The organism is Myceligenerans crystallogenes (genome assembly GCF_039529775.1).
In the GTDB taxonomy this organism is placed as follows: Bacteria; Actinomycetota; Actinomycetes; order Actinomycetales; family Cellulomonadaceae; genus Myceligenerans; species Myceligenerans crystallogenes.
Genome location: NZ_BAAANL010000002.1, coordinates 340,023 through 362,418, shown reverse-complemented (window position 1 = coordinate 362,418; position 22,396 = coordinate 340,023). Strand labels below are relative to the sequence as shown.

General features: G+C 74.0%; 21 protein-coding genes. 9 read left to right on the top strand and 12 right to left on the bottom strand.

Features of this window, described 5'->3' with window-relative positions; translation table 11 throughout:
• Positions 1–29: 29 nt before the first annotated feature.
• A complete protein-coding gene (locus ABD208_RS06365; RefSeq protein WP_344101212.1) occupies positions 30–701 on the top strand; it encodes a response regulator in 672 nt (223 codons plus the stop codon).
• Between the two features lie 90 nt (positions 702–791).
• Entirely contained in the window at positions 792–1,823 is a 1,032-nt protein-coding gene (locus ABD208_RS06360) for a methyltransferase (RefSeq protein WP_344100691.1), read from the top strand.
• A gap of 13 nt (positions 1,824–1,836) precedes the next feature.
• Here ABD208_RS06360 and ABD208_RS06355 read toward each other — a convergent pair whose 3' ends face one another.
• The 3 genes from ABD208_RS06355 to ABD208_RS06345 are packed head-to-tail and all read right to left on the bottom strand — an operon-like array spanning position 1,837 to position 5,595.
• Positions 1,837–3,507, bottom strand: a complete 1,671-nt coding sequence (locus ABD208_RS06355; RefSeq protein ID WP_344100689.1) for a RyR domain-containing protein — start codon at positions 3,505–3,507, stop codon at positions 1,837–1,839.
• Positions 3,508–3,542: 35 nt separating this feature from the next.
• Entirely contained in the window at positions 3,543–4,625 is a 1,083-nt protein-coding gene (locus tag ABD208_RS06350) for a sigma-70 family RNA polymerase sigma factor (RefSeq protein ID WP_344100687.1), read from the bottom strand.
• 4 nt (positions 4,626–4,629) lie between these two features.
• Entirely contained in the window at positions 4,630–5,595 is a 966-nt protein-coding gene (locus tag ABD208_RS06345; RefSeq protein ID WP_344100685.1) for an EamA family transporter, read from the bottom strand.
• A 71-nt stretch (positions 5,596–5,666) separates the two neighbouring features.
• Between ABD208_RS06345 and ABD208_RS06340 the strand changes: the two genes are divergently transcribed.
• Positions 5,667–6,623 carry a LysR family transcriptional regulator gene (locus ABD208_RS06340; RefSeq protein WP_344100683.1) on the top strand — a complete coding sequence of 319 codons (957 nt, stop codon included), beginning with the start codon at positions 5,667–5,669 and terminating at the stop codon, positions 6,621–6,623.
• Between the two features lie 42 nt (positions 6,624–6,665).
• Here the strand turns inward: ABD208_RS06340 and ABD208_RS06335 are convergent, their stop codons facing one another.
• On the bottom strand, positions 6,666–7,814 hold the full coding sequence (locus ABD208_RS06335) for a winged helix DNA-binding domain-containing protein (RefSeq protein WP_344100681.1): 1,149 nt from the start codon (positions 7,812–7,814) through the stop codon (positions 6,666–6,668).
• Between the two features lie 230 nt (positions 7,815–8,044).
• Between ABD208_RS06335 and ABD208_RS06330 the strand changes: the two genes are divergently transcribed.
• Positions 8,045–9,934, top strand: coding sequence for an ABC transporter ATP-binding protein (locus ABD208_RS06330; protein ID WP_344101211.1), 1,890 nt, complete (start codon positions 8,045–8,047; stop codon positions 9,932–9,934).
• Positions 9,935–10,022: 88 nt separating this feature from the next.
• Entirely contained in the window at positions 10,023–10,565 is a 543-nt protein-coding gene (locus ABD208_RS06325) for a hypothetical protein (protein WP_344100679.1), read from the top strand.
• A gap of 39 nt (positions 10,566–10,604) precedes the next feature.
• Here the strand turns inward: ABD208_RS06325 and ABD208_RS06320 are convergent, their stop codons facing one another.
• Positions 10,605–11,219: a TetR/AcrR family transcriptional regulator gene (locus tag ABD208_RS06320; protein ID WP_344100677.1), complete on the bottom strand. Its 615-nt coding sequence runs from the start codon at positions 11,217–11,219 to the stop codon at positions 10,605–10,607.
• Between the two features lie 60 nt (positions 11,220–11,279).
• On the opposite strand from ABD208_RS06320, the gene ABD208_RS06315 reads away from it, so the two are divergent.
• Positions 11,280–11,780, top strand: coding sequence for a DoxX family protein (locus ABD208_RS06315; protein ID WP_344100675.1), 501 nt, complete (start codon positions 11,280–11,282; stop codon positions 11,778–11,780).
• Between the two features lie 121 nt (positions 11,781–11,901).
• Here ABD208_RS06315 and ABD208_RS06310 read toward each other — a convergent pair whose 3' ends face one another.
• From ABD208_RS06310 to ABD208_RS06285, 6 genes are all read right to left on the bottom strand, one after another.
• Positions 11,902–12,615, bottom strand: a complete 714-nt coding sequence (locus tag ABD208_RS06310) for a hypothetical protein (RefSeq protein ID WP_344100673.1) — start codon at positions 12,613–12,615, stop codon at positions 11,902–11,904.
• A 41-nt stretch (positions 12,616–12,656) separates the two neighbouring features.
• Positions 12,657–13,307, bottom strand: coding sequence for a maleylpyruvate isomerase family mycothiol-dependent enzyme (locus ABD208_RS06305; protein WP_344100671.1), 651 nt, complete (start codon positions 13,305–13,307; stop codon positions 12,657–12,659).
• A gap of 26 nt (positions 13,308–13,333) precedes the next feature.
• On the bottom strand, positions 13,334–13,858 hold the full coding sequence (locus ABD208_RS06300) for a pyridoxamine 5'-phosphate oxidase family protein (RefSeq protein ID WP_344100669.1): 525 nt from the start codon (positions 13,856–13,858) through the stop codon (positions 13,334–13,336).
• Between the two features lie 68 nt (positions 13,859–13,926).
• Positions 13,927–15,153 carry a glycosyltransferase gene (locus tag ABD208_RS06295; protein ID WP_344100666.1) on the bottom strand — a complete coding sequence of 409 codons (1,227 nt, stop codon included), beginning with the start codon at positions 15,151–15,153 and terminating at the stop codon, positions 13,927–13,929.
• Positions 15,154–15,331: 178 nt separating this feature from the next.
• Positions 15,332–15,793 (bottom strand): anthrone oxygenase family protein, encoded by a 462-nt coding sequence (locus ABD208_RS06290; protein ID WP_344100664.1) that lies wholly within the window; start codon positions 15,791–15,793, stop codon positions 15,332–15,334.
• A gap of 10 nt (positions 15,794–15,803) precedes the next feature.
• Positions 15,804–17,081, bottom strand: a complete 1,278-nt coding sequence (locus ABD208_RS06285) for a cytochrome P450 family protein (RefSeq protein ID WP_344100662.1) — start codon at positions 17,079–17,081, stop codon at positions 15,804–15,806.
• 349 nt (positions 17,082–17,430) lie between these two features.
• Between ABD208_RS06285 and ABD208_RS06280 the strand changes: the two genes are divergently transcribed.
• The gene (locus ABD208_RS06280; protein ID WP_344100660.1) at positions 17,431–18,309 is read left to right on the top strand and encodes a formate/nitrite transporter family protein; all 879 of its coding nucleotides are present in this window, start codon (positions 17,431–17,433) and stop codon (positions 18,307–18,309) included.
• A gap of 81 nt (positions 18,310–18,390) precedes the next feature.
• Here the strand turns inward: ABD208_RS06280 and ABD208_RS06275 are convergent, their stop codons facing one another.
• Positions 18,391–19,566 (bottom strand): AI-2E family transporter, encoded by a 1,176-nt coding sequence (locus ABD208_RS06275; RefSeq protein WP_344100658.1) that lies wholly within the window; start codon positions 19,564–19,566, stop codon positions 18,391–18,393.
• Between the two features lie 84 nt (positions 19,567–19,650).
• On the opposite strand from ABD208_RS06275, the gene ABD208_RS06270 reads away from it, so the two are divergent.
• The gene (locus ABD208_RS06270) at positions 19,651–20,097 is read left to right on the top strand and encodes a Fur family transcriptional regulator (protein ID WP_425561079.1); all 447 of its coding nucleotides are present in this window, start codon (positions 19,651–19,653) and stop codon (positions 20,095–20,097) included.
• Positions 20,098–20,138: 41 nt separating this feature from the next.
• The gene (katG, locus tag ABD208_RS06265; RefSeq protein WP_344100654.1) at positions 20,139–22,352 is read left to right on the top strand and encodes a catalase/peroxidase HPI; all 2,214 of its coding nucleotides are present in this window, start codon (positions 20,139–20,141) and stop codon (positions 22,350–22,352) included.
• Positions 22,353–22,396: the final 44 nt, after the last annotated feature.

Below are 22,396 nucleotides of genomic sequence, written 5' to 3'. Positions count from 1 at the left end.
CCGCGCCCCACGCCGGGGAGACCGGCGGCCTGCGCGTGGCCATCGCCGAGGACTCCGCGATCCTGCGCGACGGCCTCGCCGCCCTGCTCGCCCGGCGCGGGCACGAGGTCGTGGCGACCGTGGCCGACGGCGACGCGCTGGTCGCCGAGGTCACGGCGCTCGCGGACGCGGGGACCCCGCCGGACGTCGTCGTCGCCGACGTGCGGATGCCGCCGTCGCACACCGACGAGGGCCTGCGCGCGGTGCTCGCGCTGCGCGAGCGGCTGCCCGGGCTCCCGGTGCTGCTGTTCTCGCAGTGGATCGAGACGACGTACGCGTCCCGCCTGCTGGAGGCCGACGCCCGCGGCGTCGGCTACCTGCTCAAGGACCGCGTGGCCGACGTGCGGGACTTCACCGGCGCGCTCGCGCGCGTCGCGGCGGGGGAGACGGTGCTGGACCCCGAGGTGGTGACCCAGCTGCTCGGCGCCGCCCGCTCCGGCGGGGATCCCGGCCTCGTGCGCCTGACCCCGCGCGAGCGGGAGGTGCTCGCGCTGATGGCGCAGGGGCTGTCCAACGGGGCGATCGCGGACCGGCTCGTGCTGTCCTACGGCGCGGTCGAGAAGAACGTGGCCGCGATCTTCGTCAAGCTCGACCTGCCGCAGGACGCGGCCGCGCACCGCCGGGTGCTGGCGGTGCTGCGGCACCTGGGGATCGACGGGTAGCCCGGGGGACGACGGCGTTCGAGCGGCAGGTCACGCCCGACGAAGACCGATCATCGTGATTTCGCAACGGCGCACACAGGAGGTCTGAAAGTGGCTGACACGCAGGTAACCCGCGAGGTGATCGAGATGATCACGGGAGGCTGGAGGGCCCAGGCCCTGTACGCCGCCGTCAGGTTCAAGCTGCCCGACCACGTCGCGGCCGGCCGGACGGCGAGCAGGGAGCTCGCCGAGGAGACAGGGGCTGATCCCGAGGGCATCCGCCGCCTGATGCGGCTGATGATCGCGATGGGCGTCTTCGAGGGCGATGAGTCCGGCGGCTATCGCAGCACCAGGCTGAGCGAGGCGCTGATCACGGGGCCGGGATCCCTGAGTGAGATGTGCCTGCTCTACGGCGAGGAGTTCTATGCGGCCTGGGCGCATTCCCACGAGGCCGTCGCCACGGCCGGATCGGGATTCGAGATCGCCTTCGGGGAGCCGCTCTACGAGTACCTCGGCGACCATGACGGTACCGCCCGGCGGTTTCAGGCGACCATGAACGCCGCGAGCATGTTCTTCGACCGGGTACCGGAGGTCTTCGACTTCACGGGGGGCCGCGAGATCGTTGACGTCGGCGGCGGTGGCGGGGAGCTTCTCGCGTCGATCCTGCGCGCGACGCCCGACGCCTCGGGAGTGCTTCTGGAGCGTGAGCACATGATCCCCAGGGCGAAGGAGCATCTGGCGGCCGCCGTCGGCCTGGACCGCGTACGCCTGGTCGGGGGCGACATGTTCGCGGGGGTGCCCGCAGGGGGGAACGTCTACCTCCTCAGCCGGGTGCTCGCGGGCTGGGACGACGATCTGGTGGTCCAGGTCTTCGCGAACTGCCGTCGCGGGATGGCCGGTTCATCGTCCCGGCTGCTCGTCCTCGATCGGTTCGTCGACGACGACGATCCCACCCTGCTGCCCGCGTTGTGGGACCTGCACCTGCTGATGACGACCGGAGGCCGGCACCGCACTCTCGACGAGATCAGCCTCCTCCTGGATCGGGCCGGGTTGGTCGTCGAGCGGGTGGCGCCACTGCCCATGGACGCACATGCGCTGGTCGCCGCGCCGATCCTCCCGGCGGCACCGGTCGCCGGGCGCTGACGGCGAGGGGTCCTCACCTGCCGGTCAGCTGCTGCCCGGGCTCGTGGGCGGCCGCGCGCAGGTCGTAGAAGACCAGCTCCAGGCCGAACTCCGCGAGGATCTCCGGGAGGTTGCGGATGACGTCGCGGTCCTTGTCCTTCTCGGCCTCGGTCAGGTCGTGCCACGGGACGCCGATCCCCGGGTGCAGCTTGCGCGCGTCGTCGCGGACGGGGCCGTGCCGCCAGCCGAGGGCGACCCGGACCTCCTCCCACAGGTCGTGCTCCGCCACGGCGAGCTCGTCCAGCATCGCCCCCGTGGGGATCTCGCCCCCGCGGGGGCCGCCGTTGCGCGGCGCCGTCGTGCCGCCGACGCGCTCGAGCCGGCCCGGGAGCCCGATGACCCAGCCGCGGTTCGACTCGCGCAGGTCCTCGCTCAGGTCCTCCCAGCGGCGCATCGCCGGCCCGCTCTCCCACGCGACGCCGCGCTCGAGCTGGTTGCGCAGGTAGACGTGGTGGACGGCGCGGGCGAGGCGGTCGTACATGTCCTCGTGGACGCGCGGCTCGGCGTGACGGTGGCGGGCCAGCAGATCGCGCACCATGACGGTGCGCAGCCGGCCGCCCAGGTCGTCCAGCACGTGGGCGGGGCTCGCGCCGAACACCTTCCCGAGGCCCGCCAGCCGGTCGAGGACCACCACCAGCGAGCCCGGCCCGCCGCGCCACAGCACCGGCTCGCTCAGGGCGAGGTGCAGCGCGGTGTCCTCGTCGTCGGGGCAGACGTAGATCCGGTCGAACGCGAAGTCCGGGATCACCGTCAGCGGGCGCAGGTCGCAGGCGTTCGCGACCGCGCCCCAGCGGGTGCTCAGCCCGGCGGCGACGCGGTCGGCGTCGTCGGCCACGAGCGTCACCGACAGCCTGCTCCTGCCGCCGGTCACGAGCTCCCACTCGCGGGCGAGCGCCGCGACCAGGGCGCGCGCCAGGTTCCCCGACCCGAGCACCGCCACCGACGCCGCCGTCCCGAGGTCGCGGACCTCCGCGGCGGCCAGGCACTGGGCGGCGAGCAGGTCGATCGTGAAGAAGTCGACGCCCGCCTGCGGGCACGCCAGGTGCCGCGCCTGCAGGGCGAGGGCCAGCTCCGGGTCGCCGACGTGGGCGTACAGGCGCTGCGGCCCGTGGCCCCGCTCGCGGACGGTGTCGGCGACGGCCGCCACGGTGAGCACGTTGACCGAGGCGTTCGCCGAGTCGTCGTCGCACGCGTACACGACCTCGGCCCCGGCCAGGCCCGCGTCGTCCAGGCCGGCGGCGTCGTCGGCCCGCAGGATGTCGTGACCGCCGGCGCGCAGCGCGCCGGCGACGGCGTCGGCCGCGTCGGTGCGCCCGACGACGATCGCGTGCCCGCGCGTCCGGCGGTCCCGCAGGCGGCGCAGCCGCTCGGCGAACAGCGAGCGGACCGCGCTGACGGCCGCCCAGACCGCGGTGACCGGGGCGAGGAACCGCGCGAGCTGGAGCTGCCAGGACAGGGCGCCGCCGGTGCTGGCCGGGTCCGCGCCCAGCACGAACAGCTGGATGTCGTGGTAGACGACGTCGAGCCAGGTGCGGCCCGGGATCGCGGCGGTGTCGAGCGCGAGGCCCCAGGCACCCAGCACGAGCGATCCGGTCACGAGGGCGGCGAATCCGATCCGGGTCCAGGGCATGCGGGGGCGCGTCACGAGCGGAACGCTACTCCATTGTTCCGCTATGTCAGTTACCGGCCGCGACGGTGCCCGCGCAGCTCGTGCACGGCGGCGGCCAGGCGGCCGAGGTCCGCGAGCGGGCCGAGGTGACCGAGTTTCTCGGGGTTGACCACGCTGTGCAGGGCGGTGATCCGGAGCCTGCCGGTGTCGTCCGCGGCGACGTCGACCGACATCGCGGCGAACAGGCCGCCGCCGATCTCGTCGCCGGCCATGACGAGCAGGCCGGGCGCGCCGCCGACCTCGGCGCCGACCAGCCGCACGAGCGACTGCTCGCCGTGCTGGGTGTAGCCGCCGATGGCGCGCGCGACGTGCTCGCGCCCGCCGAACGGCCGCGTGAACGCGAGCCCGCGGGGGACGTTGCCGCCGCCGTCGCCGGTGAAGACGACGTCCTCGGCCAGGAGGTCGACGAACTCGTCGACGTCGCCGTGCTCGACCGCCGCGAGGAAGCGCTCCACGAGCCGGCGGGCGTCGTCGCGCTCCTGGCGGGCGGGCGTTCTCTCCAGCGCCGCGCTCCGCCTCTCGGTGATCCGCCGGCGGGCCCGCGAGGCGAGCTGCCGGGCGGAGGTGACGCTGGTGCCGATGATCTCGGCGGCCTCGCCGTGCGGGTAGCCGAGGACGTCGTGCAGCAGGAACGCGGCCCGTTCGGTGGGGCTGAGGGTCTCCAGGACCACGAGGAACGCGGTGGACAGCTCGTCGGCCAGCTCGGCGTGGGCGGCGGCGTCGGGCGGGGCGGTGGCGTGCGCGACGGCCACCGGGCCGGGCCGTCCCGCCGGCCCCGACACGAGCGGTTCCGGCAGCCACGGCCCGACGTACGTCTCGCGCCGCGCGCGGGCCGAGCGGAGCACGTTGATCGCGAGGCGCGTGGTGACGGTGGTGACGAAGCCCTCGGGGTTGCGCAGGCCCTCGGGCTCCTGCGTCTGCCGGGAGACCTTCCACAGCGCCTCCTGCACGACATCCTCCGCCTCCGTCACGCTGCCGAGCATGCGGTAGGCGACCGCGAAGGAGAGCGGCCGCAGGCGGCCGAGCAGTTCGTCGCGGGCGGCGTCGGTGGTGGTGCCGGCCGGGGTGCCGGCCGGCGGGCCGTGGTCGTTCATGGTGTCATCCTCTCCCGGCGGGGGCCTGCGAACCGTCGCCGGCCGCGTCCCGCTCGCGTTCCTGCTCTGATGACGCGGCGGGACGGCGAGATGTGACAGGGGGGACACGCGACCCCCACAGCACGCCCGCGATCACCAGGGCCGCCCCGGCCAGCTCCGCCGGCCCCAGGTCCTCCCCGGTCAGCAGCGCCGACGAGCTCAGCCCGACCACCGGGACCAGCATCGAGAACGGCGCCACGGTGCCGGCCGGGTGCCGGGACATCAGCCAGGTCCAGGCGCCCGACGCCGCCAGCGTCCCGATCAGCACGGTGTACGCGAGACCCGCCAGGGCGGGCCAGAACGAGGGCCCGGGCGCGAAGGAGGCGGCGATCGCCTCCGGCCCCTCCACCACCAGGGACAGCAGCGCCATCGGTACCGGCGGGACCACCGACATCCACATCGCCACGTGCAGCGGGTTGGGCCGCCGGGCGGCCCCGGCCGCGGCGCGGGCGTTGGACACGTTGCCGATCGCCCAGCCGAGGCCGCCCGCGAGCACGAGCAGGAACGGCGCGAACGCGGCCTGCGCCGCCTGCTGCCAGCCGACCACCGCCAGCCCCGCCGTGGCCACCAGCAGCCCGGCGAGCTGCCGGGCCGAGACGCGCTCGCGGAACACCGTCGCGCCGAGCAGCACGGTGAACGGCGCCGAGGACTGGAGCACCAGCGAGGCCAGCCCGGGCGGGAAGCCCGCGGCCATCGCCCAGTACAGGAAGAGGAACTGGAGCGTCCCGAAGCCGAGCCCGTAGCCGATCAGCCAGCGCAGCGGGACCTGGGGCCGGGGAATCAGCAGCAGGGTGGGCACGGCGATGAGCGTGAACCGGAGCGCGACGAGGAGGAACGGCGGGAACTGCTGGAGCGAGGCGTCGATCGCGAGGAAGTTGAGTCCCCACATCAGCGCGACCACGAGGGCGAGCAGGCGGTGCTTGAGCGGCATGCGGCGAGTCTGCGCGGAGTCGGGGTTGTAGGACAAGCGAATGTTTCTACATCACTGTGTAGGCTTCCTTCATGGATGTGCCGGACGGGAAGGCGGCGCCGGGGCGCCGTGCGCGCGCCGACCTCGCGCGGATCGACCCGCGGCACCTGGAGCTGCTGCGGGAACTGGCGGATCGCGGGTCGGTCACGGCCGTGGCCGCGGCGACGTTCCGTACGCCGTCGGCCGTGTCGCAGCAGCTGCGCACGGCGCAGCGGGAGCTCGGCGTGCCGCTCGTGGAGCCCGCGGGGCGCGGCGTGCGGCTCACCGAGGCGGGCCGGCTCCTGGCCGACGCCGCATCGGACCTGGCCAGGGCGGTCGCCCAGGTGCAGGCGCGGTGGGACGCGTACGTCGGGTCGCCGTCGGGCACCGTGACCGTGGCGGCGCTGCCGAGCGCGGCGGCGGTGCTCCTGCCCGGCGTGCTCGAGCGGTTCGAGGGCACGGACGTGGCACTGGAGTGCACGGACGTCGACGTCGCCGAGACCGCCTACGCGCGGCTGGTGCGGGACCACGACGTCGTCGTCGGGCACAGCCTGACCGGTCCCGTCCCGGACGGCGCGGAGCGGCTGACCACGGTGCCCCTGCTGCGCGAGCCGCTGGACGTCGCGCTGCGGGCGGGGCATCCGCTGGCCGCGTCGGCCGAGGTCACGCCCGCGGAGCTGGCCGGGTGCGAGTGGTACGGCGTGCCCGAGGGGTATCCGTTCGACAGCCTGCGGCTCGCCGTCGAGACGGCGGCCGGGAGGCCGCTGCGGGTGGTGCAGCGGCTGCGCGACAACCGGCTGGTCGAGGCGCTCGTGGCGGCGAGCGACCGGGTGGCGGTGCTGCCCCGGTACACGACGTCGGACCCGCGGCTGGCGCTGCGGCCCGTCGCGGGGATCGCCGCGGGCCGGTACGTGGTCGCGATGGCGCGCCCGGACCGGGCGGAGCGTCTGGCGGTCCGGACGGTCCTGGACGCGTTCGCGCAGGTGGCCCGGACGATCGAGGCGGCGTAGGGCGGGGACGTGCCGGGCTGCGGCGCCGGGCCGGGGCCGGGGTCAGGCCAGGTCCCAGGAGGCGACCGCGCGGGCGATCGCCTCCTGGTCGCGGGCGGGGATGCCGGGGATGAGCTCGAACGGGGGCTCGTCCTTCTTCGGGGCGCGGCGCCAGGTGCCGACGAGGCGGCCGTCCAGGAGGACCGCCGGGCGGAAGACGCCGTTCGTGAACGGGACCACCGTCTTCATGGCCTCCTTCGAGGCCACGAACGCGCGGTCCTGGTAGCCGAGCACGGTCTCGTCGAAGCCGGGCACGAGCGTGACGACCGCCGGGGCGGTGGCCGACGACGACGGCTCGGGGTCCCCGGGCCCCGGATCGAGCAGGCCCGGGTCGGCCAGCAGCTCCGCGGTCCCGGCGTCCGCGACGTCCCGGACCGTGATCGTGCGGAGCGCGTCGGGCGGGGAATCCGCCCCGCCGGACCTGAGTTCCGCGACCACCTTCCGCACCGGCGTCCTGGGCAGCCCGAGCCACCAGGCGAGGTCGTCCGCCGTGGCCGGGCCGCGGGTGGCGAAGTAGGCGCGCGCGATGCGGCGCAGCTCCTGTTCCGGCGCGCCGGGGGCGGGCGGGTTGCCCCCGCCGGACGACGACGGCGCCGGGGTGGCGACCATGAGCTGCTGCGTCCCCGCGAACGGGCCCCAGTGCAGCATCCCCTCCAGAGCGAGCTGGACGATGAGGTGGTAGCCGCGCTGGCCCTCGACCGGGACGCCGGCCTGCCGCCACAGGTCCATCAGGGTGGCGCGGGAGACGCCGCCGTCGGCCAGCGCCTCACGGGCCACGGCGGCGGCGTCGCGGATCACGGCGTCGTCCAGGCCCTCCGTCTCGCGGATCCTGCGCATCGAGTGGCTGACGCGCTGCGCCGTCAGGGAGCACAGGGCCGCCAGGTCGCGCGGGGTGGTGGCGAAGAGCGTGCCGCGCTGGGTCCAGCCGCGCACGATCTCGCCGGCGTCGAACGCGGCGCGCACGTCGTCGACCGTCGTGCCGGGGCGGCTGCGGATCGCGATCGCCCGCAGCACGGCCGGGAGGTCCTGGCCCTGCAGGGCGATCATGTGCCCGACGACGCCGGCCGGGGTCAGGTCCCGGCGAGGGGCCAGGCCCTGTGCGCGCAGGCGCAGCCGCCGGACGGCGTCGGGCGGGAGGGCGGAGGTGGTCATGGGCGACAGGCTATTGCGGGTGTCTGACACCGGGCGCAGGACGCGCGGCGCCGCGCGTGTCGTGGGGGGATTGGCGGACGCGGCGGCGAGACAGGGGGAGGCTGCCGCCGCGTCCACTGTTCATGACGGACGGGGAGCGCGAAAGGTTGCGGCTGAATCAAAGTTTCCTCCGATTCGACCGCCCTGGCGATGGGGTGTCAGTGACCCGGGCTAGCGTGGCGGGCGTGACCATGAACAACACGACCCGCGGCATGGGGCAGGGCAAGTCGATGCGCTCCTTCATGCAGGACAGGGACGTCGCCCGGCGCCGGCTCGCGCGCGACACGGTGCGCCGCATCCTCGCGTTCGCCCGCCCGTACCGCGGGCGGCTCGTGCTGTTCGCGGCGCTGCTCGTCCTGGAGGCCGCGGCCGGAACCGCGGTACCGCTGCTGTTCCGGAACCTCATCGACGACGGCATCGCCGCCGGGGACCGCGGCCTGGTCGTGGCGCTCGCGGGAGCCGCCGCCGGGCTCGCCGTCGCCGGCGCGGCGATCGCGGTCGCCCAGCGCTGGGTCTCGTCCCGCATCGGGGAGGGGCTCATCGTCGACCTGCGCACCGCGGTCTTCGACCACGTGCAGCGCATGCCGCTCGCCTTCTTCGCCCGCACCCGCACCGGCGCGCTCGTGCAACGGCTCAACGGCGACGTGCTCGGCGCCCAGCAGGCCTTCACCGGGACGTTGCAGACGGTGCTGTCCAACGCGCTCACCGTCGCGTTCACGCTCGCGGCGATGTTCGTCATGTCGTGGCAGATCACGCTGCTCGCCCTGATCGTGACGCCGCTGTTCGTGATCCCCGCGCGCTGGTTCGGCAAGCGCCTGGCCGACCTCACCCGCCGCACCTACGAGCTCAACGCCGACGCCGGCCAGCTCATGAACGAGCGCTTCAACGTCGCCGGGGCGCACCTCACCAAGATCTTCGGCGACCCGGCCCGCGAGTCGGCGAGCTACGCGGCCCAGGTCGGCGGGCTCCGGGACCTCGGCGTGCGCCGCGCGCTGCTGGGCACCTGGTTCCGGGTCGGGCTGACCACCATGGCGTCCCTCGCGATCGCCGTCGTCTACGGGACCGGCGGGCTGCAGGCCATCTCCGGCACGCTCACCGTCGGCGTCGTCGTGGCCCTGGCGGCCTACCTCAACCGGCTCTACGGACCCCTCACCGCCATGGCGAACGTCCAGGTCGACATCATGACCGCCCTGGTCAGCTTCGAGCGGGTGCTGGAGATCCTCGACCTCGAACCCACCGTCACCGACGCCCCGGACGCCACCGACCTGCGCGACGCCGTCGCGAGCCAGGGCGCGGGCCTCACGCTCGACGCCGTGTCGTTCCGCTACCCCTCCGCCGGCGAGGCCGGGCTCGCCGGCCTGGAGTCCGTCACGCTGCCCGCCCAGGAACAGGCGCAGGACACCCTGCGCGACGTCAGCTTCACCGCCCCCGCCGGATCGATGATCGCGCTGGTGGGCCGCTCCGGCGCCGGCAAGACCACCATCGGGCACCTCGTCACCCGCATGTACGACCCGACGTCGGGCAGCGTCCGGATCGCCGGGCAGGACCTGCGCGGCGTCACCCAGGAATCGCTGCGCCACACGGTCGGCGTCGTCTCCCAGGAGGCCCACCTCTTCCACGACACCGTCGCCGCCAACCTCCGCTACGCCCGCCCGGACGCCACCGACGCCGACCTCGAGACCGCGCTGCGCCGCGCCCGGATCTGGGACCTCGTGGCCGGCCTGCCGCAGGGCACCGCGACCGTCGTCGGCGACCGCGGCTACCGCCTCTCCGGCGGCGAACGGCAGCGCCTCGCCATCGCCCGCCTCCTGCTCAAGGCGCCCGACGTCGTCCTCCTCGACGAGGCCACCGCCCACCTCGACTCCGCCTCCGAGGCGGCCGTCCAGGCCGCCCTGGACGAGGCGCTCGCGGGCCGCACCTCTCTGGTCATCGCCCACCGCCTGTCCACGATCCGCGACGCCGACCTCGTGGTGGTGCTCGACGACGGTCGGGTCGCCGAACAGGGCACCCACCCGGAGCTCCTGGCCGCGGGCGGCCTCTACGCCGAGCTGTACCGGACGCAGTTCGCGGCCGCGAACTGAGGCGGCCGCGGGGGAGGCGGCGGGCCGCGCCGTCGGGGAACTGGGGGATCTGCGCGACGTCATCGGGGAGGAACTCTCCGGCGGCACGATGTCCGGCGACGACGGTGCGGCCGCGACCGGGCGCCCGGCGGATCCCGGACCCGAACCGGCCGCCGTGGCCGCCCGCCGCAACCATGTCCCGCCGACCCGGGGTTACGTCGCGGGAGTGGTCGGTGCCGCGGCGGTGATCGTCCTGGCCGTGACCCTGCCGGTCATCGGTCTGCTGCTCGCGGCCGGCCGGACGAGTGCGGCCGGAGCCGGCGACGGGGACGGCCTCCCGGTCGTCCTGTCCGGCGGGGCGCTCGCCTACCTCTCGCCGCTGCTGATCGGCCTCGCCGTCGGCTGGATCGTCATGACGTCCCTCCGGCGCGAGACCGCGGTGAACCACCCGATGCCCCGCGGCCGCGCGCTTGGCTACGGGGCGGGCTGGGCCATCATCACGACCGGAGCGGTCGCGGCCCCGTCGACGTACGCGGTCTTCGCGACCCCCGCGGCATCCGCGGGATTCATGCTCCTGCTGGCCAGGATGCTGTTCGCGCCTGATGCACGAGAGCCCGCGTCACCCCGGCGACCCTCGGCCACCGCGAGCTGATCTGGAGCCGGCTGGGGCCGCTCGCGGCCGCGGCCGTGGTCATGTCGGCGCCGGCAGCGACGGCGTTCCGGGCGTACCGCCGGGCTGGCTGACCCCGGCTGCGCCGGGCCCGCCCGTGATGGCGGCCCGGCGCAGGACGGGTTCGGCCGCGGCGACGGCGTCGGGACCCGAGATCGCGCCGGAGAGCCAGAGGCTCGCGAAACCGTGGGCCACGGACCAGGCGGCGCGGCCGGCCTCGGGGTCCGAGGCGACCCGGGCGAGGGCAGCGGCCGACTTCTCCTCGGCGGCCCGCAGCCCGGCGTCGTCGTGCAGCAGCAAGCGGTCGAACATGACGGCGAAATGGCCGGGGTGGCCGACCGCGAAACCGACGTAGGCGAGGCCCGCGGCGAGCAGGGCGTCGTCCGCCTGCCGGCCGTGCGCCGCCCCGTCGGGTGCCGCCTTGTCGAGGGCTGCCGCGAGCAACGTGTACCCCTCCGTCGCGACGGCGGTGAGCACCCCGGTCTTGTTGCCGAAGTGATGCGCCGGGGCGGCATGACTCACCCCCGCGCGCCGGGCCAGCTCGCGCAGGCTCAGCCCGGCCGGTCCCTGCTCGGCGATCGCCGCCGCGGCGGCCGCGACCATCTCCCGGCGCAGGTCTCCGTGGTGATAGCTCATCCCGCTGTGGTTCCCCTCGACGACGGGCGATGATCTTTACATTGACAAGATACCAGCCGGGTGGTGGAGTGGGCCCTCGAACTTGTCGGCGTCAAGATCGGAGCCATCATGCCCGTCCCGCTACCCGTCCTCCTGATCGGGATCACCGTCGTCACGCGCCTGGTAGGCCTCGCCGTGCCAGGCTTCGACACCTGGCACGACGCCCTGCGCGCCGGCGTCGCCGCGGTCTACCTGCTGGCGTCGTCGGGCCGCCTGATCCCGCGTGTCCGGCGCGACCTCGTGCGGATGGTCCCGCCCGGCCTGCCGCGCCCGGACCTGCTGGTCGCGGGCACGGGGATCCTCGAGGTGGCGGGCGCCATCGGCCTGCTGGTCCCGGCGACGGCGCCCGCCGCCGCGATCTGCCTCGGCCTGCTCACCCTCGCGATGACCCCGGCCAACATCTCGGCCGCCCGCCGCGGCCTCGACTTCGCCGGCACGCCCGTCACGCCCCTCGGCCGCCGCCTCGCGGAGCAGGCCCTGTACGTGGGAGCCTGCGCCGCGATCGTGTGGCTGCCGTGCTGATGCCGTCGGCCGCTCGTCGGGCGGTCGGCCCGCTGTCCTTGCGGTCGGTCGCCCGGGCGGCCGAACCTGCGACTTCGGGCCGACCTCGGCCGACATTGGGCCGACCGCATCGGCCCCCGGCTCAGCCCACCACCGAGTCGCGGGTCAGGCTCGAGTGCAGCGGGGCGCCCTGGTCGTGGAAGCGGCGGACGAGTTCCTCGCGGGACTCGCGGCTGCCGCGGCCGTCCTGGACGCAGAACGCCCCTTCGGCGGCGGTCAGGAGCTTGGCGTTGACCAGCCGGATCGGGGACAGCGGGCCGTCCACCGTGTCCGGGATCTCCTTGCCGGTCGCGCCGAGCAGCACCACGGCGAGGCCGTCGCCGTCGACGTAGCGCTCGTGGGCGGCCGCCGGCAGCGCGTCCGCGCCGAACGCGACCGTGATCGTCCCCTCGGCCTGGAGCATCCGCGCGAACGTGGGCCCGTTCTGCGCCACCGTCGAGGACACCCCCATCAGGAGCATGCCGAGCCACGTGCGCGGGATCGCCTCGACGGAGGTGTCCTCGAACTCGTCGCCCGACATCGCGTAGACCTCCACGCCGAAGCCGTTGGTGACGGGCGGGTCGCCGCCGTCCTCCCATTCCATGGGGTCGGCCAGGCCGTCGCTCGCGACCAGCAGCTCGCCGTCCCGCCGCACGACGACGTGCGCCTGCCGCGTGGACGGCCAGCGGGGCCCGCCCAGGAACTCGGGGGAGATCAGGTGGGCGATGACGTGCTCGTCCACGGTTCCCCAGCCGCTCCAGGCGCGGTGCAGGGCGTCGTGCGTCGCCTCGTTGTACTCGTCGAGTGAAGTGCTCATTCGCGACATCGTAGGGGCTGACGCCGGGGCTGCCGGACGAGCTACGCCCGCAGGCGCCGGCGGAGCTCGGGAACGCCGCCGCCCGTGAGGTCGCCGAGGTGGGACGGGCGGCCGGCCATGGTCATGATCAGCGCGAGGATCGGCCCCTCGACCAGGGCGTCCGAGCCGGCGTTCGCCTCGAACGGCACGTCGGCCGAGACCAGGTGCAGCCCTTTGACCTGGGACCGGCTGTTGACGGCGTAGTCGTGCGAGGCATAGAACCGGGCCACCGCGCCGAGCGCCTCGCCGGGGTACGAGCGTTCGATCCCGAGCGGGCGCCGGATGTCCTCGCCGTGCACGATCAGCTCACCCAGCCACGGCACGGGATCCTTGGTGGGCATCCGCACCGGCTCGCCGCCGGCCGCCCCGAGCCGCGCGAACCGGTCCAGCGTCTCGCCCGGCGTCGCCCGCCGGAACCGCTCGATCTGCCGCTGGTTGTGCACGCCGGGCCGGAAGCCCGCGCCCACGATGCTGCGGATCCAGCCGGACGTGCCGATCGTCATCGCCGATCCGAGGTGCGCGACGACGTCGGCCACCGTCCACCCGCCGCACAGCGACGGCCGGTCCCACTGCTCGCCGGTGAGCCCGCGCAGATCCGCCGCGAGAGCCCGGCGCTCCGCGGCCACGAGGCCGTCCGCGCGGGTGGTCGTCATGCCGGTCACGGTCACGCGCCGCCCGCTCAGAACGTCCACCGCGTGGCGCCGCCCGGCTCCACGGTCGACACCGCATGCGCCGACGTCGCGGCCACCCGGTACAGGAACCACGGCGCCTTGCCCGCCGACGCCGCCATGAACGGCGCGTCGAGCCCGATCCCGGACTCGTCCGTGGTGCAGGGCCAGCCCTGGTCGTTGTAGACCTTCACCAGCGCGGCGACCTGGGCCGGATCGGTGACCCGCTCGGCCCGGCCCTCCACGACCAGGTCGAGCTCGGGTGCGGAGAACGCGGCCGTCACCCGGGTGTCGCGGTCGAGGTTGTGGCCGCGCCGGGTGTGCGGCCCGGTGACGAACCAGACGGCGTCGTCGTGCCAGAGCGCGCCGACGGGGTTGGTGTGCGGGCTGCCGTCCGCGTTCACGGTGGTGACCCACCACGTCCAGCGGTCGGGCCCGCCGCCGCCCTGCGCGGTCGCGTCCCGCAGCTGCGTCCGGGCCGCGTCCCACTCGAGGGGCGGCAGGTCGTAGAGGTTCGAGATGTTGTGAGTGTCCATGCAGGGTGGACGACGCCGCCCGGCGGGACTCATCGCCGGCCTCGGGCCCGCGGACGGCGACCCCGTGCTCAGGCGCCGAGGACCAGGTCCGCGGCCACTGCAGCGCCGTCCGCGCGTATCGCCGGGACGAGGGCGGCGGCGCGGTCGCGGGTCCGGGACGCGAGCGCGACCTCCAGGGCCGCCGACAGGGATTCCGTCGTCGGCAGCGGCCCGTCGTGCGCGACGCCGGCGCCGAGCTCCGCGACCCGGCTCGCCCAGTACGGCTGGTCGGCGACCTGCGGCACGATCACCTGCGGCGCTCCCGCCCGGGCGGCCGTGGTGGTCGTCCCGGCGCCACCGTGATGCACGACGGCGGCCACGCGGGGGAACAGGGCCTGCTGGTTGACCTCGCCGATGGTGAGGACGGCGTCGTCGGCTCCGGTGAGCTCCCCGGACAGCCCGGCCCAGCCGCTGCCCAGGACGAGGCGCCGCCCGGCGCCGCGCACGGCCTCGATGACCGCGCGGCCGGTCGCCGCGGCGTCGCGCAGGGGCATGCTGCCGAACCCGGCGTAGACCGGGGGCGGGCCGTCCGCGAGGAAGGCCTCGACGTCGCCGGGCAGGGGCCGCTTGTCGGGCCGGATCCACGCGCCCGTCTGGGCGACGTCGTACCCCGGTAGGGGAGTGCACGGGCCGAGCACCGGGTCCGAGGCGAGGAAGGTGCGCTCCCCGAGGACGTGGTCGCGGACGTTCCCGGCCGGGGGCAGGCCGGCCGCGGCCCGCTGCGCGTCGACCGGAGGGCCGAAGAGCGTGCCGAGGTGCTCGGCGTTGAGCTTCCACAGCGCCTCGTTGCCGGCGTCGTCCGGTGCGGGCTGGCCGGGCCAGCGCATCGGCGGGAGCTCCGCCGTCGGGATGGCGTTGGTGGAGAACGTCGTGCCGAAGTAGGGCACCCCGAGCAGGTCGGCCGCGGATCGGGCACCGGCCTGGGCGCCGATCACCCCGGCGGAGACGACGGCGACGGCGGCCGCACCTCCCGCCGGTGCGGCCGCGGCGCGCACGGCCTCGTGGAACGCGGCGGCCAGCTCCGCCGTGATCTCCGGGAGCGACACCTTCACCTTGCCGGTCATCGCCACGGTCGCCATCTCCTGGACGTGCCGCCCGGCACCGCTGAACTCCAGCCCGGCCTCCTCGGCCAGCCACCCCAGGTCGGGCGGCGCGCACACGTGCACCCGGGCGCCCCGCCCGGCCAGCGCCAGCCCGAGCGCGACGATCGGCTCGACATCTCCTCGCGACCCGTAGGTCGACAGCACCACGCGCATGGTTCCCCCTTGTCCCGGGCCCCGGCGATGCCCGGAGCCGCTGCGAGCGACGATTCTCCGCTGCCGAGGGGGCCTTGCGGCAAGCCCCCACCTGGGCTATATCTTGGAAATGCGGGCGGGGGTGTGCCCGCATTCTCTCGCCGGAACGGCGGTTTCACATGCGCGCGTGCCGGCGCCGCTAGCGCAGGACCAGTCCCAGCGCGGCCAGGACCGTCGCGACGGCGCCCGCGATCGTGCGCACGTGGTTCCACGCCGTCCACGGGCCGCGGTAGTCGCGCCAGGCCGCGGCCTTGTCGGAGGCCGCCAGGAGCCGGTCGTTCAGGGGGACGTTGCGCGCCACGGTCACGCCGAACGTGCCCGCCAGGTAGACGAGGGTCGCGGCCAGCAGCCAGCCCGCGCCGTCGTCGCCGGACACGAACCCGACGACCGTGGTCAGCGCCGGGACCAGCAGCGCCCCGAAGAACACGCTCATGAAGGCGGGCCGCACGGCCGTCTCGTTGATGCCGGTCATGGCCTCGCCCGCGGGGAGGTCGCCCGCGCGGCCGAGACCGCTCATGACGAACGACGAGAACGCGTGGAACACGCCCGCGGCCAGGCCGAGCAGCAGGACGGACGCGACCGCCGGCACGGTGAACACCATGGGCGTCAAGCTACCGAGCGGGAGGGCGCGTGTCGACAGCCGTGTGCCGTCCGCGCGGCACGCGCCGGAACTCGACCGGCAGCCGCTGCGGGTACCGCACCCACGGTGACGCCGTCCACGTGGTCTGCCCGGGGAGGGTCAGCAGCCGGAGGTCGGCCACCTGCAGCAGCTCCTCCACCGCGACCCGCGCGATGATGCGCGCCTGCCGGGGCGCCGGGCACTGGTGCACGCCCGTGCCCCACGCCAGGTGCGAGCGGTTCCCGAGCTCGTCCCACGGATCGCCGGTGTGGATCCGCGGGTCCCCGTTCGCCGCCGCGATGGCCAGCACCAGGGCGTCACCGGTGCGGATCAGCTTCCCGTCCAGCCTCAGGTCCGTCATCGCGTAGCGCGGCGCCGGCGAGTTGGCGACCGGGGTCTCGCGCCACAGCACCTCCTCCAGCAGGTCGTCGAGGCTGATGCGGCCCTGCGTCCACCGGGCGCCGAACGGGCCGTCCCCGAGGATCAGGTGGAACGTCTGGGCGATCCAGGCCGTCAGGAACGTGCTGGCCGCGTGCATCGGGATCGCCATGGTCTCGGCGATCTCCACGTCGGACCGGAACCGCCGGTCGTGGGCCAGCGCGCTGGTGAGGTCCGCGGCGCCGGCCGAGCGCCGCTGCCGGACGTGCGCCACGAGCGTCGCCGCGATCCGCTCCTGCGCCTCCTGGGCGCGCGCCCCGTGGCCGAGCGTCAGACCCGAGTCGACCATCAGGCGCGCGCTCGTGCCCGCGTCGAAGCCGAACATTGCGGCCATCGCGAGGAAGCCGACCTTCCTGCAGTAGTCGCCGACGAGCTCGTGGCGCCCCGTCTGCCCGAACTCGCCGATCAGCCGGCGGCACACCTCGCGGGTCGTGGTCAGCACCGCCTTCTCGGGCAGGGTGCCGAGGGCCGCGTCCAGGGGCGCGCGCAGGCGCGCGCGTTCCGCGCCGTCGTGGTGGTACGACGCCGCCCGGGGGCGGCGCGGGGAGTAGGCGAGGATCGCGGCCCCGTCCGGGAGCAGCCCGTCCCGGTGCCACCGCCAGTTGCGGGGATCCCGCGAGAAGAGCGCCTCGGACCGCAGGATCCGGTAGATCTCCGCGTGTCCCATGACGAGCCAGGCGGGCACGCCCGGCTCGATCTCGACGGGCGCGATCTGTCCCCAGCGCGCGCGCAGTGCCGCGTATCCGGACTGCGAGTCCGGGCCCGTCGTGGTCGCGGGCAGCGGGGTCAGGTCCGGCGTCTGCGTCAGCTCAACCGTCGCGGGACGGTTCACGATCCGATCCATACGACTGATCTGAACACACCGCCCGCCGTGCCGCATGCCAGGTAAGGACTGATCCTGAAGGGCGTTCATTCTCGGGCGCGACCAACGATCCCCGCGCCGTGGGGGCAGCGTGAAAGTACCAGTGACGTGCGCGGCCGGAGCGGTGGGGCTGTGATGCGGCCGGTCCGGCGGTGACGACCCGGTGGTCAGGGAGTGACCGGGGACCTGCGACAATCTCACAGTCGATGAACCTGGGCAGTGAGATTGTCGTGCTGTCCAGGTAACGCCGCCGCGTGTCAGGGGAAACCGGCGTGCGAGACGCTCGGTTCCAGCCGCACCCTCGGATCGGAGGCACCTCATGCCACACGTCAAGCCGCCGGACCTCCTGACCGCGATGATCGCGGCCGGCGGGTCCAAGGTCTCCCAGTCCACGCGCGAGACCCTCGTGCGCGCCTACATGGCCGCCGCGCTCCTGACGCTCGGCGCGGCGTTCGCCGTCACGGTCAGCACGCGGGTGGGGAACCCGCTCGTGGGCGCGATGCTCTTCCCGGTGGGTTTCATCATGCTCTACCTGCTGGGGTACGACCTGCTCACGGGCGTCTTCACCCTGGTGCCGCTCGCGTGGCTGACCCGGGCGCCGGGCGTGAGCTTCGGTGCCATGATGCGCAACTGGGGACTGGTGTTCCTCGGGAACCTCGCCGGGGCGCTCACCGTCGCGCTGCTCATGGCGATCTACTTCACGTACGGGTTCTCCGTCGAGCCCGACGAGGTCGGGCAGGCGCTCGGCACCATCGGCGAGGGTCGCACGGTCGGGTACGCCGAGCACGGGGCGGCGGGGATGCTCACGCTGTTCGTCCGCGGCGTGCTGTGCAACTGGATGGTCTCCACGGGCGTCGTGGGCGCGATGATGTCCAAGAGCGTCATCGGCAAGGTCGTGTGCATGTGGATGCCGATCATGCTGTTCTTCTACATGGGCTTCGAGCACTCGATCGTGAACATGTTCCTGTTCCCGTCCGGGCTGATGCTGGGCGGCGACTTCACGATCGTCGACTACCTGGTGTGGAACGAGATTCCCACCCTGCTGGGCAACCTCGTGGGCGGGTTCACGTTCGTGGCGCTGCCGCTGCTGCTGGCGCACGGACGCCAGGCGGGGATCGGCGGGTCGTCGCGGTCGCAGCAGGAGGGGACGACGACGCCGTCGGCCCCTGCCCGCGAGAGCGAGCTCGTCGCGAGCTGATCCCTCCGCATCCGGCCGCCGGACCGCCCCCCTCGGGCGGTCCGGCGGTTTGCTGCCCGCACGATCCGGCGGCCGGCTCTCCTACCGCGCCTCGATCCAGCTGTCCTTCGGGTCGTCGAACATCGCCGACTCGATCAGGTCGTGCCGCTGCAGGTACGTCTGCGCCATCGCCTGGATCGTGGCCGCGACCGGCAGCGCGAGGAAGGCGCCGAGCGCGCCGAACACGGCGCCGAACGCGAGCACGGCCAGCAGGCTGACGGCCGCGTTCATCTCCAGCGCGCGCTCGGACAGCTTGGGCGCGATGACCAGGTTCTCCAGCTGCTGGTAGGCGATCACGAAGATCAGCACCGCCACGGCCTGGCCCGGCCCCTGGCTGGTGAGCGCCACCATGGTGGGCAGCGCGCCGCCGAGGTAGGCGCCGATCGTGGGCACGAACTGGGACACGATGCCGACGAACACCGCCAGCGGGATCGCGCTCGGCGTGCCCAGGATCAGCAGGAACACGTACGTGACGACGGTCGAGATGATCGCCAGGACGAGCCGGGTGTCGAGGTAGTCGGACACCTTGCGCTGCACCACGCCCCACAGGTAGAGCACGTCGTCCTGCAGGTGCGGCGGCACCCAGCGGCACACCGCGCGGCGGAACCGGGGGCCCGCGGCCAGCAGGTAGAAGGCGACGAGCAGGATCGTGATGGTCCAGAACGCGCCGGACAGGACGTCGCCGAGCACGCCGATCGCGCCGGAGGCGACGTCGCCCCCGAACGCGGCGAGCCCGTCGTCGACCAGCGCCTTGGACGTGGGCAGCAGGATGCCGAACGAGTCGCCCGCGTAGTCGCGCAGCGTCTCGTAGTACTCCGGCAGGGAGCTGGCGAGCTCGGTCAGCTGCTTCACGAACAGGTTCCCGAACAGCGCGGCGACCCCGCCCAGCACCAGCAGCGATCCGAACAGCGTCGTCGCGGCGGCGGCCGCGCGCGGCCAGCGGCGCTTGACGAGCCAGATCGTGGGCGGTTCCAGCGCGAGCGACAGGAAGAACGCGATGAGCAGCGCGATCCACAGGGACTTCAGCTGCCCGAGGGCGTTCCACGTGAAGATCCCGGCGAACACCGCGACGACCCCCATGGCCAGCGCGCGCGGCAGCCAGCGGGGCGGGTGCCGGGAGGCGGGGGAGCCGGGCGGGGGAACGGGCGGGGCCTGCTCCGGCGCGGCGGCGGCCGTGTCGCCGGGAGCGGCGGCGTCGTCGGACGTCATTGCGGTCATGAGCGGAACCGTAGCGGGGGTGTGTGACATCCCGGGCCACGGTCCGCGGGTCTTCTTTTGACTCATTCAGGATCAGGGGTGAGACTGGGTGTCGTGAGCACGGCCGACGACCTGCAGCAGCGACTACGAGAGGCCGGTCTGCGCGTGACCCGGCCTCGCGTGGCCGTGCTGGCGGCCGTGGCCGGCAATCCGCACGCCGACGCGGGCCAGTTGCTCGAGGCGGCGCGGCGGGACCTGCCCGACGTGTCCCATCAGGCCGTCTACGACTCGCTGCACACCCTGACCGCCGCCGGGCTGGTGCGCTGCATCCAGCCGTCGGGCGCGACGGCCAGGTACGAGACGCGGGTCGGGGACAACCATCACCACCTGGTGTGCCGCGGGTGCGGCGCGATCGCCGACATCGACTGCGAGGTCGGTGAGGCGCCGTGCATGCTCCCCGAGGACGACCACGGCTACGCCGTGGACGAGGCGGAGGTCGTCTACTGGGGGCTCTGCCCCGAGTGCCGTGCGCACGCGAGCGCCATCAACTGAACAGTTCCACCGAGGACCTCTGACCTGGAAGGAAGTCCCCCATGTCTGCAAGCAGCCCCGAACGAGGCGTGCCCGTGACAGCCGAACCGGAGTCCGCGGGCACGTGCCCGATGGGGTACGGCGAGGCCCGTGTCCACCCCACGCGGGGGGATGCCAACACCGAGTGGTGGCCCAACCGCCTCAACCTGAGCATCCTCGCCAAGCACACGGCCGAGCGGGACCCGCTGGACCCGGGCTTCGACTACAGGGCCGCGTTCGAGGCGCTGGACCTCGACGCCGTGAAGGCGGACCTGACGGCCGTCATGACGGACTCGAAGGACTGGTGGCCGGCGGACCACGGCCACTACGGCGGCCTGATGATCCGCATGGCCTGGCACTCCGCGGGCACCTATCGCTCGCACGACGGCCGCGGTGGCGGCGGCGCGGGCCAGCAGCGGTTCGCCCCGCTGAACTCCTGGCCGGACAACGGCAACCTGGACAAGGCGCGCCGCCTGCTGTGGCCGGTGAAGAAGAAGTACGGCCAGTCGATCTCGTGGGCCGACCTGATGATCCTCGCCGGCAACGTGGCGCTGGAGTCGATGGGCTTCCGGACGTTCGGTTTCGCGGGCGGCCGTGCCGACGTGTGGGAGGCCGACGCGGACGTCTACTGGGGTCCGGAGAAGGTCTGGCTGGACGACGAGCGGTACACGGGCGACCGTGAGCTGGAGGCGCCGCTCGCCGCGGTCCAGATGGGCCTGATCTACGTCAACCCGGAGGGCCCGAACGGCAACGGGGACCCGGTCTCGGCCGCACGGGACATCCGCGAGACGTTCGGCCGCATGGGCATGAACGACGAGGAGACGGTCGCGCTCATCGCCGGCGGTCACACGTTCGGCAAGACGCACGGCGCCCACCCGGACGACCGGATGGGCCCGGACCCGGAGGCCGCGCCGCTGCAGGAGCAGGGTCTGGGGTGGCGCAACGGCCACGGCACCGGCGTGGGGGCGGACGCCCTCACCTCGGGCCTGGAGGTCACCTGGACCCAGGAGCCGGCGCGCTGGACGAACCTGTTCTTCCAGAACCTGTTCGCGTTCGAGTGGGAGAGGTCGACGTCGCCCGCCGGGGCGATCCAGTGGGTCGCCAAGGACGCCGAGGCGAGCATCCCCGCCCCGGACGCCGGCGGCGCCACGCGCCTCCCGACGATGCTCACGACCGACCTGTCGCTGCGCCTCGACCCGGAGTACGAGAAGATCTCGCGCCGCTTCCTGGCCGACCACGACGCGTTCGCCGAGGCGTTCGCCCGCGCCTGGTTCAAGCTGACGCACCGTGACATGGGCCCCAAGGCCCGCTACCTCGGCACCGAGGTCCCGGCCGAGGACCTGGTGTGGCAGGACCCGCTGCCCGCGGCGCCCGAGCGGGTGATCGGCGCGGCCGAGATCGCGACGCTGAAGCAGAAGATCGCGGACTCGGGCCTGGACGTCGGCCAGCTCGTGTCCACCGCGTGGAAGGCGGCGGCCACGCACCGCACGTCGGACAAGCGCGGCGGCGCGAACGGCGGCCGCATCCGCCTGGCGCCGCAGAAGGACTGGAAGGTCAACCGCCCCGAGGTGCTCGCGCCGGTCGTCGCGAGGCTCGAGGAGATCGTCGCGGACTTCAACGCGTCGTCGGACGTCCAGGTGTCGTTCGCCGACGTGCTCGTGCTCGCGGGCGGCGTCGGCGTCGAGACGGCCGCCCGCGCGGCCGGCGTTGAGATCGAGGTGGGCTTCACGCCCGGCCGCGTGGACGCGACCCAGGAGCAGACCAGCGAGGAGAACTTCGCCTGGCTGGAGCCCGTCTCCGACGGCTTCCGCAACTACGACACGCGCCTGGTCAAGCTGCCGAGCGAGTACCTGTTCGTCGACCGCGCCAACCTCCTGGGCCTCACCGCCCCCGAGGCCACGGTGCTGACCGGCGGCCTGCGCGTGCTCGGCAACAACTGGGACGGCTCGAACCTCGGCGTCCTGACCGACCGCCCCGGCGTCCTGACGAACGACTTCTTCGTCAACCTGCTGGAGCTCGGCCTCGAGTGGAAGCCCGACGCCGAGGAGCAGGTCTTCACCTCGGGCGACGGCCGCTGGACGGCCTCGCGCGTCGACCTGGTCCTCGGCTCGAACTCCGAGCTGCGGGCCCTGGCCGAGGTGTACGCGTCCGACGACGCGGGCGAGAAGTTCGTCCGCGACTTCGCGGCCGCCTGGCAGAAGGTCATGGAACTGGACCGCTTCGACCTGCGGAAGTGATCCGGGTCTGACGGCCTGAGGCGAGCCGGCCCGGGACTCCCCGA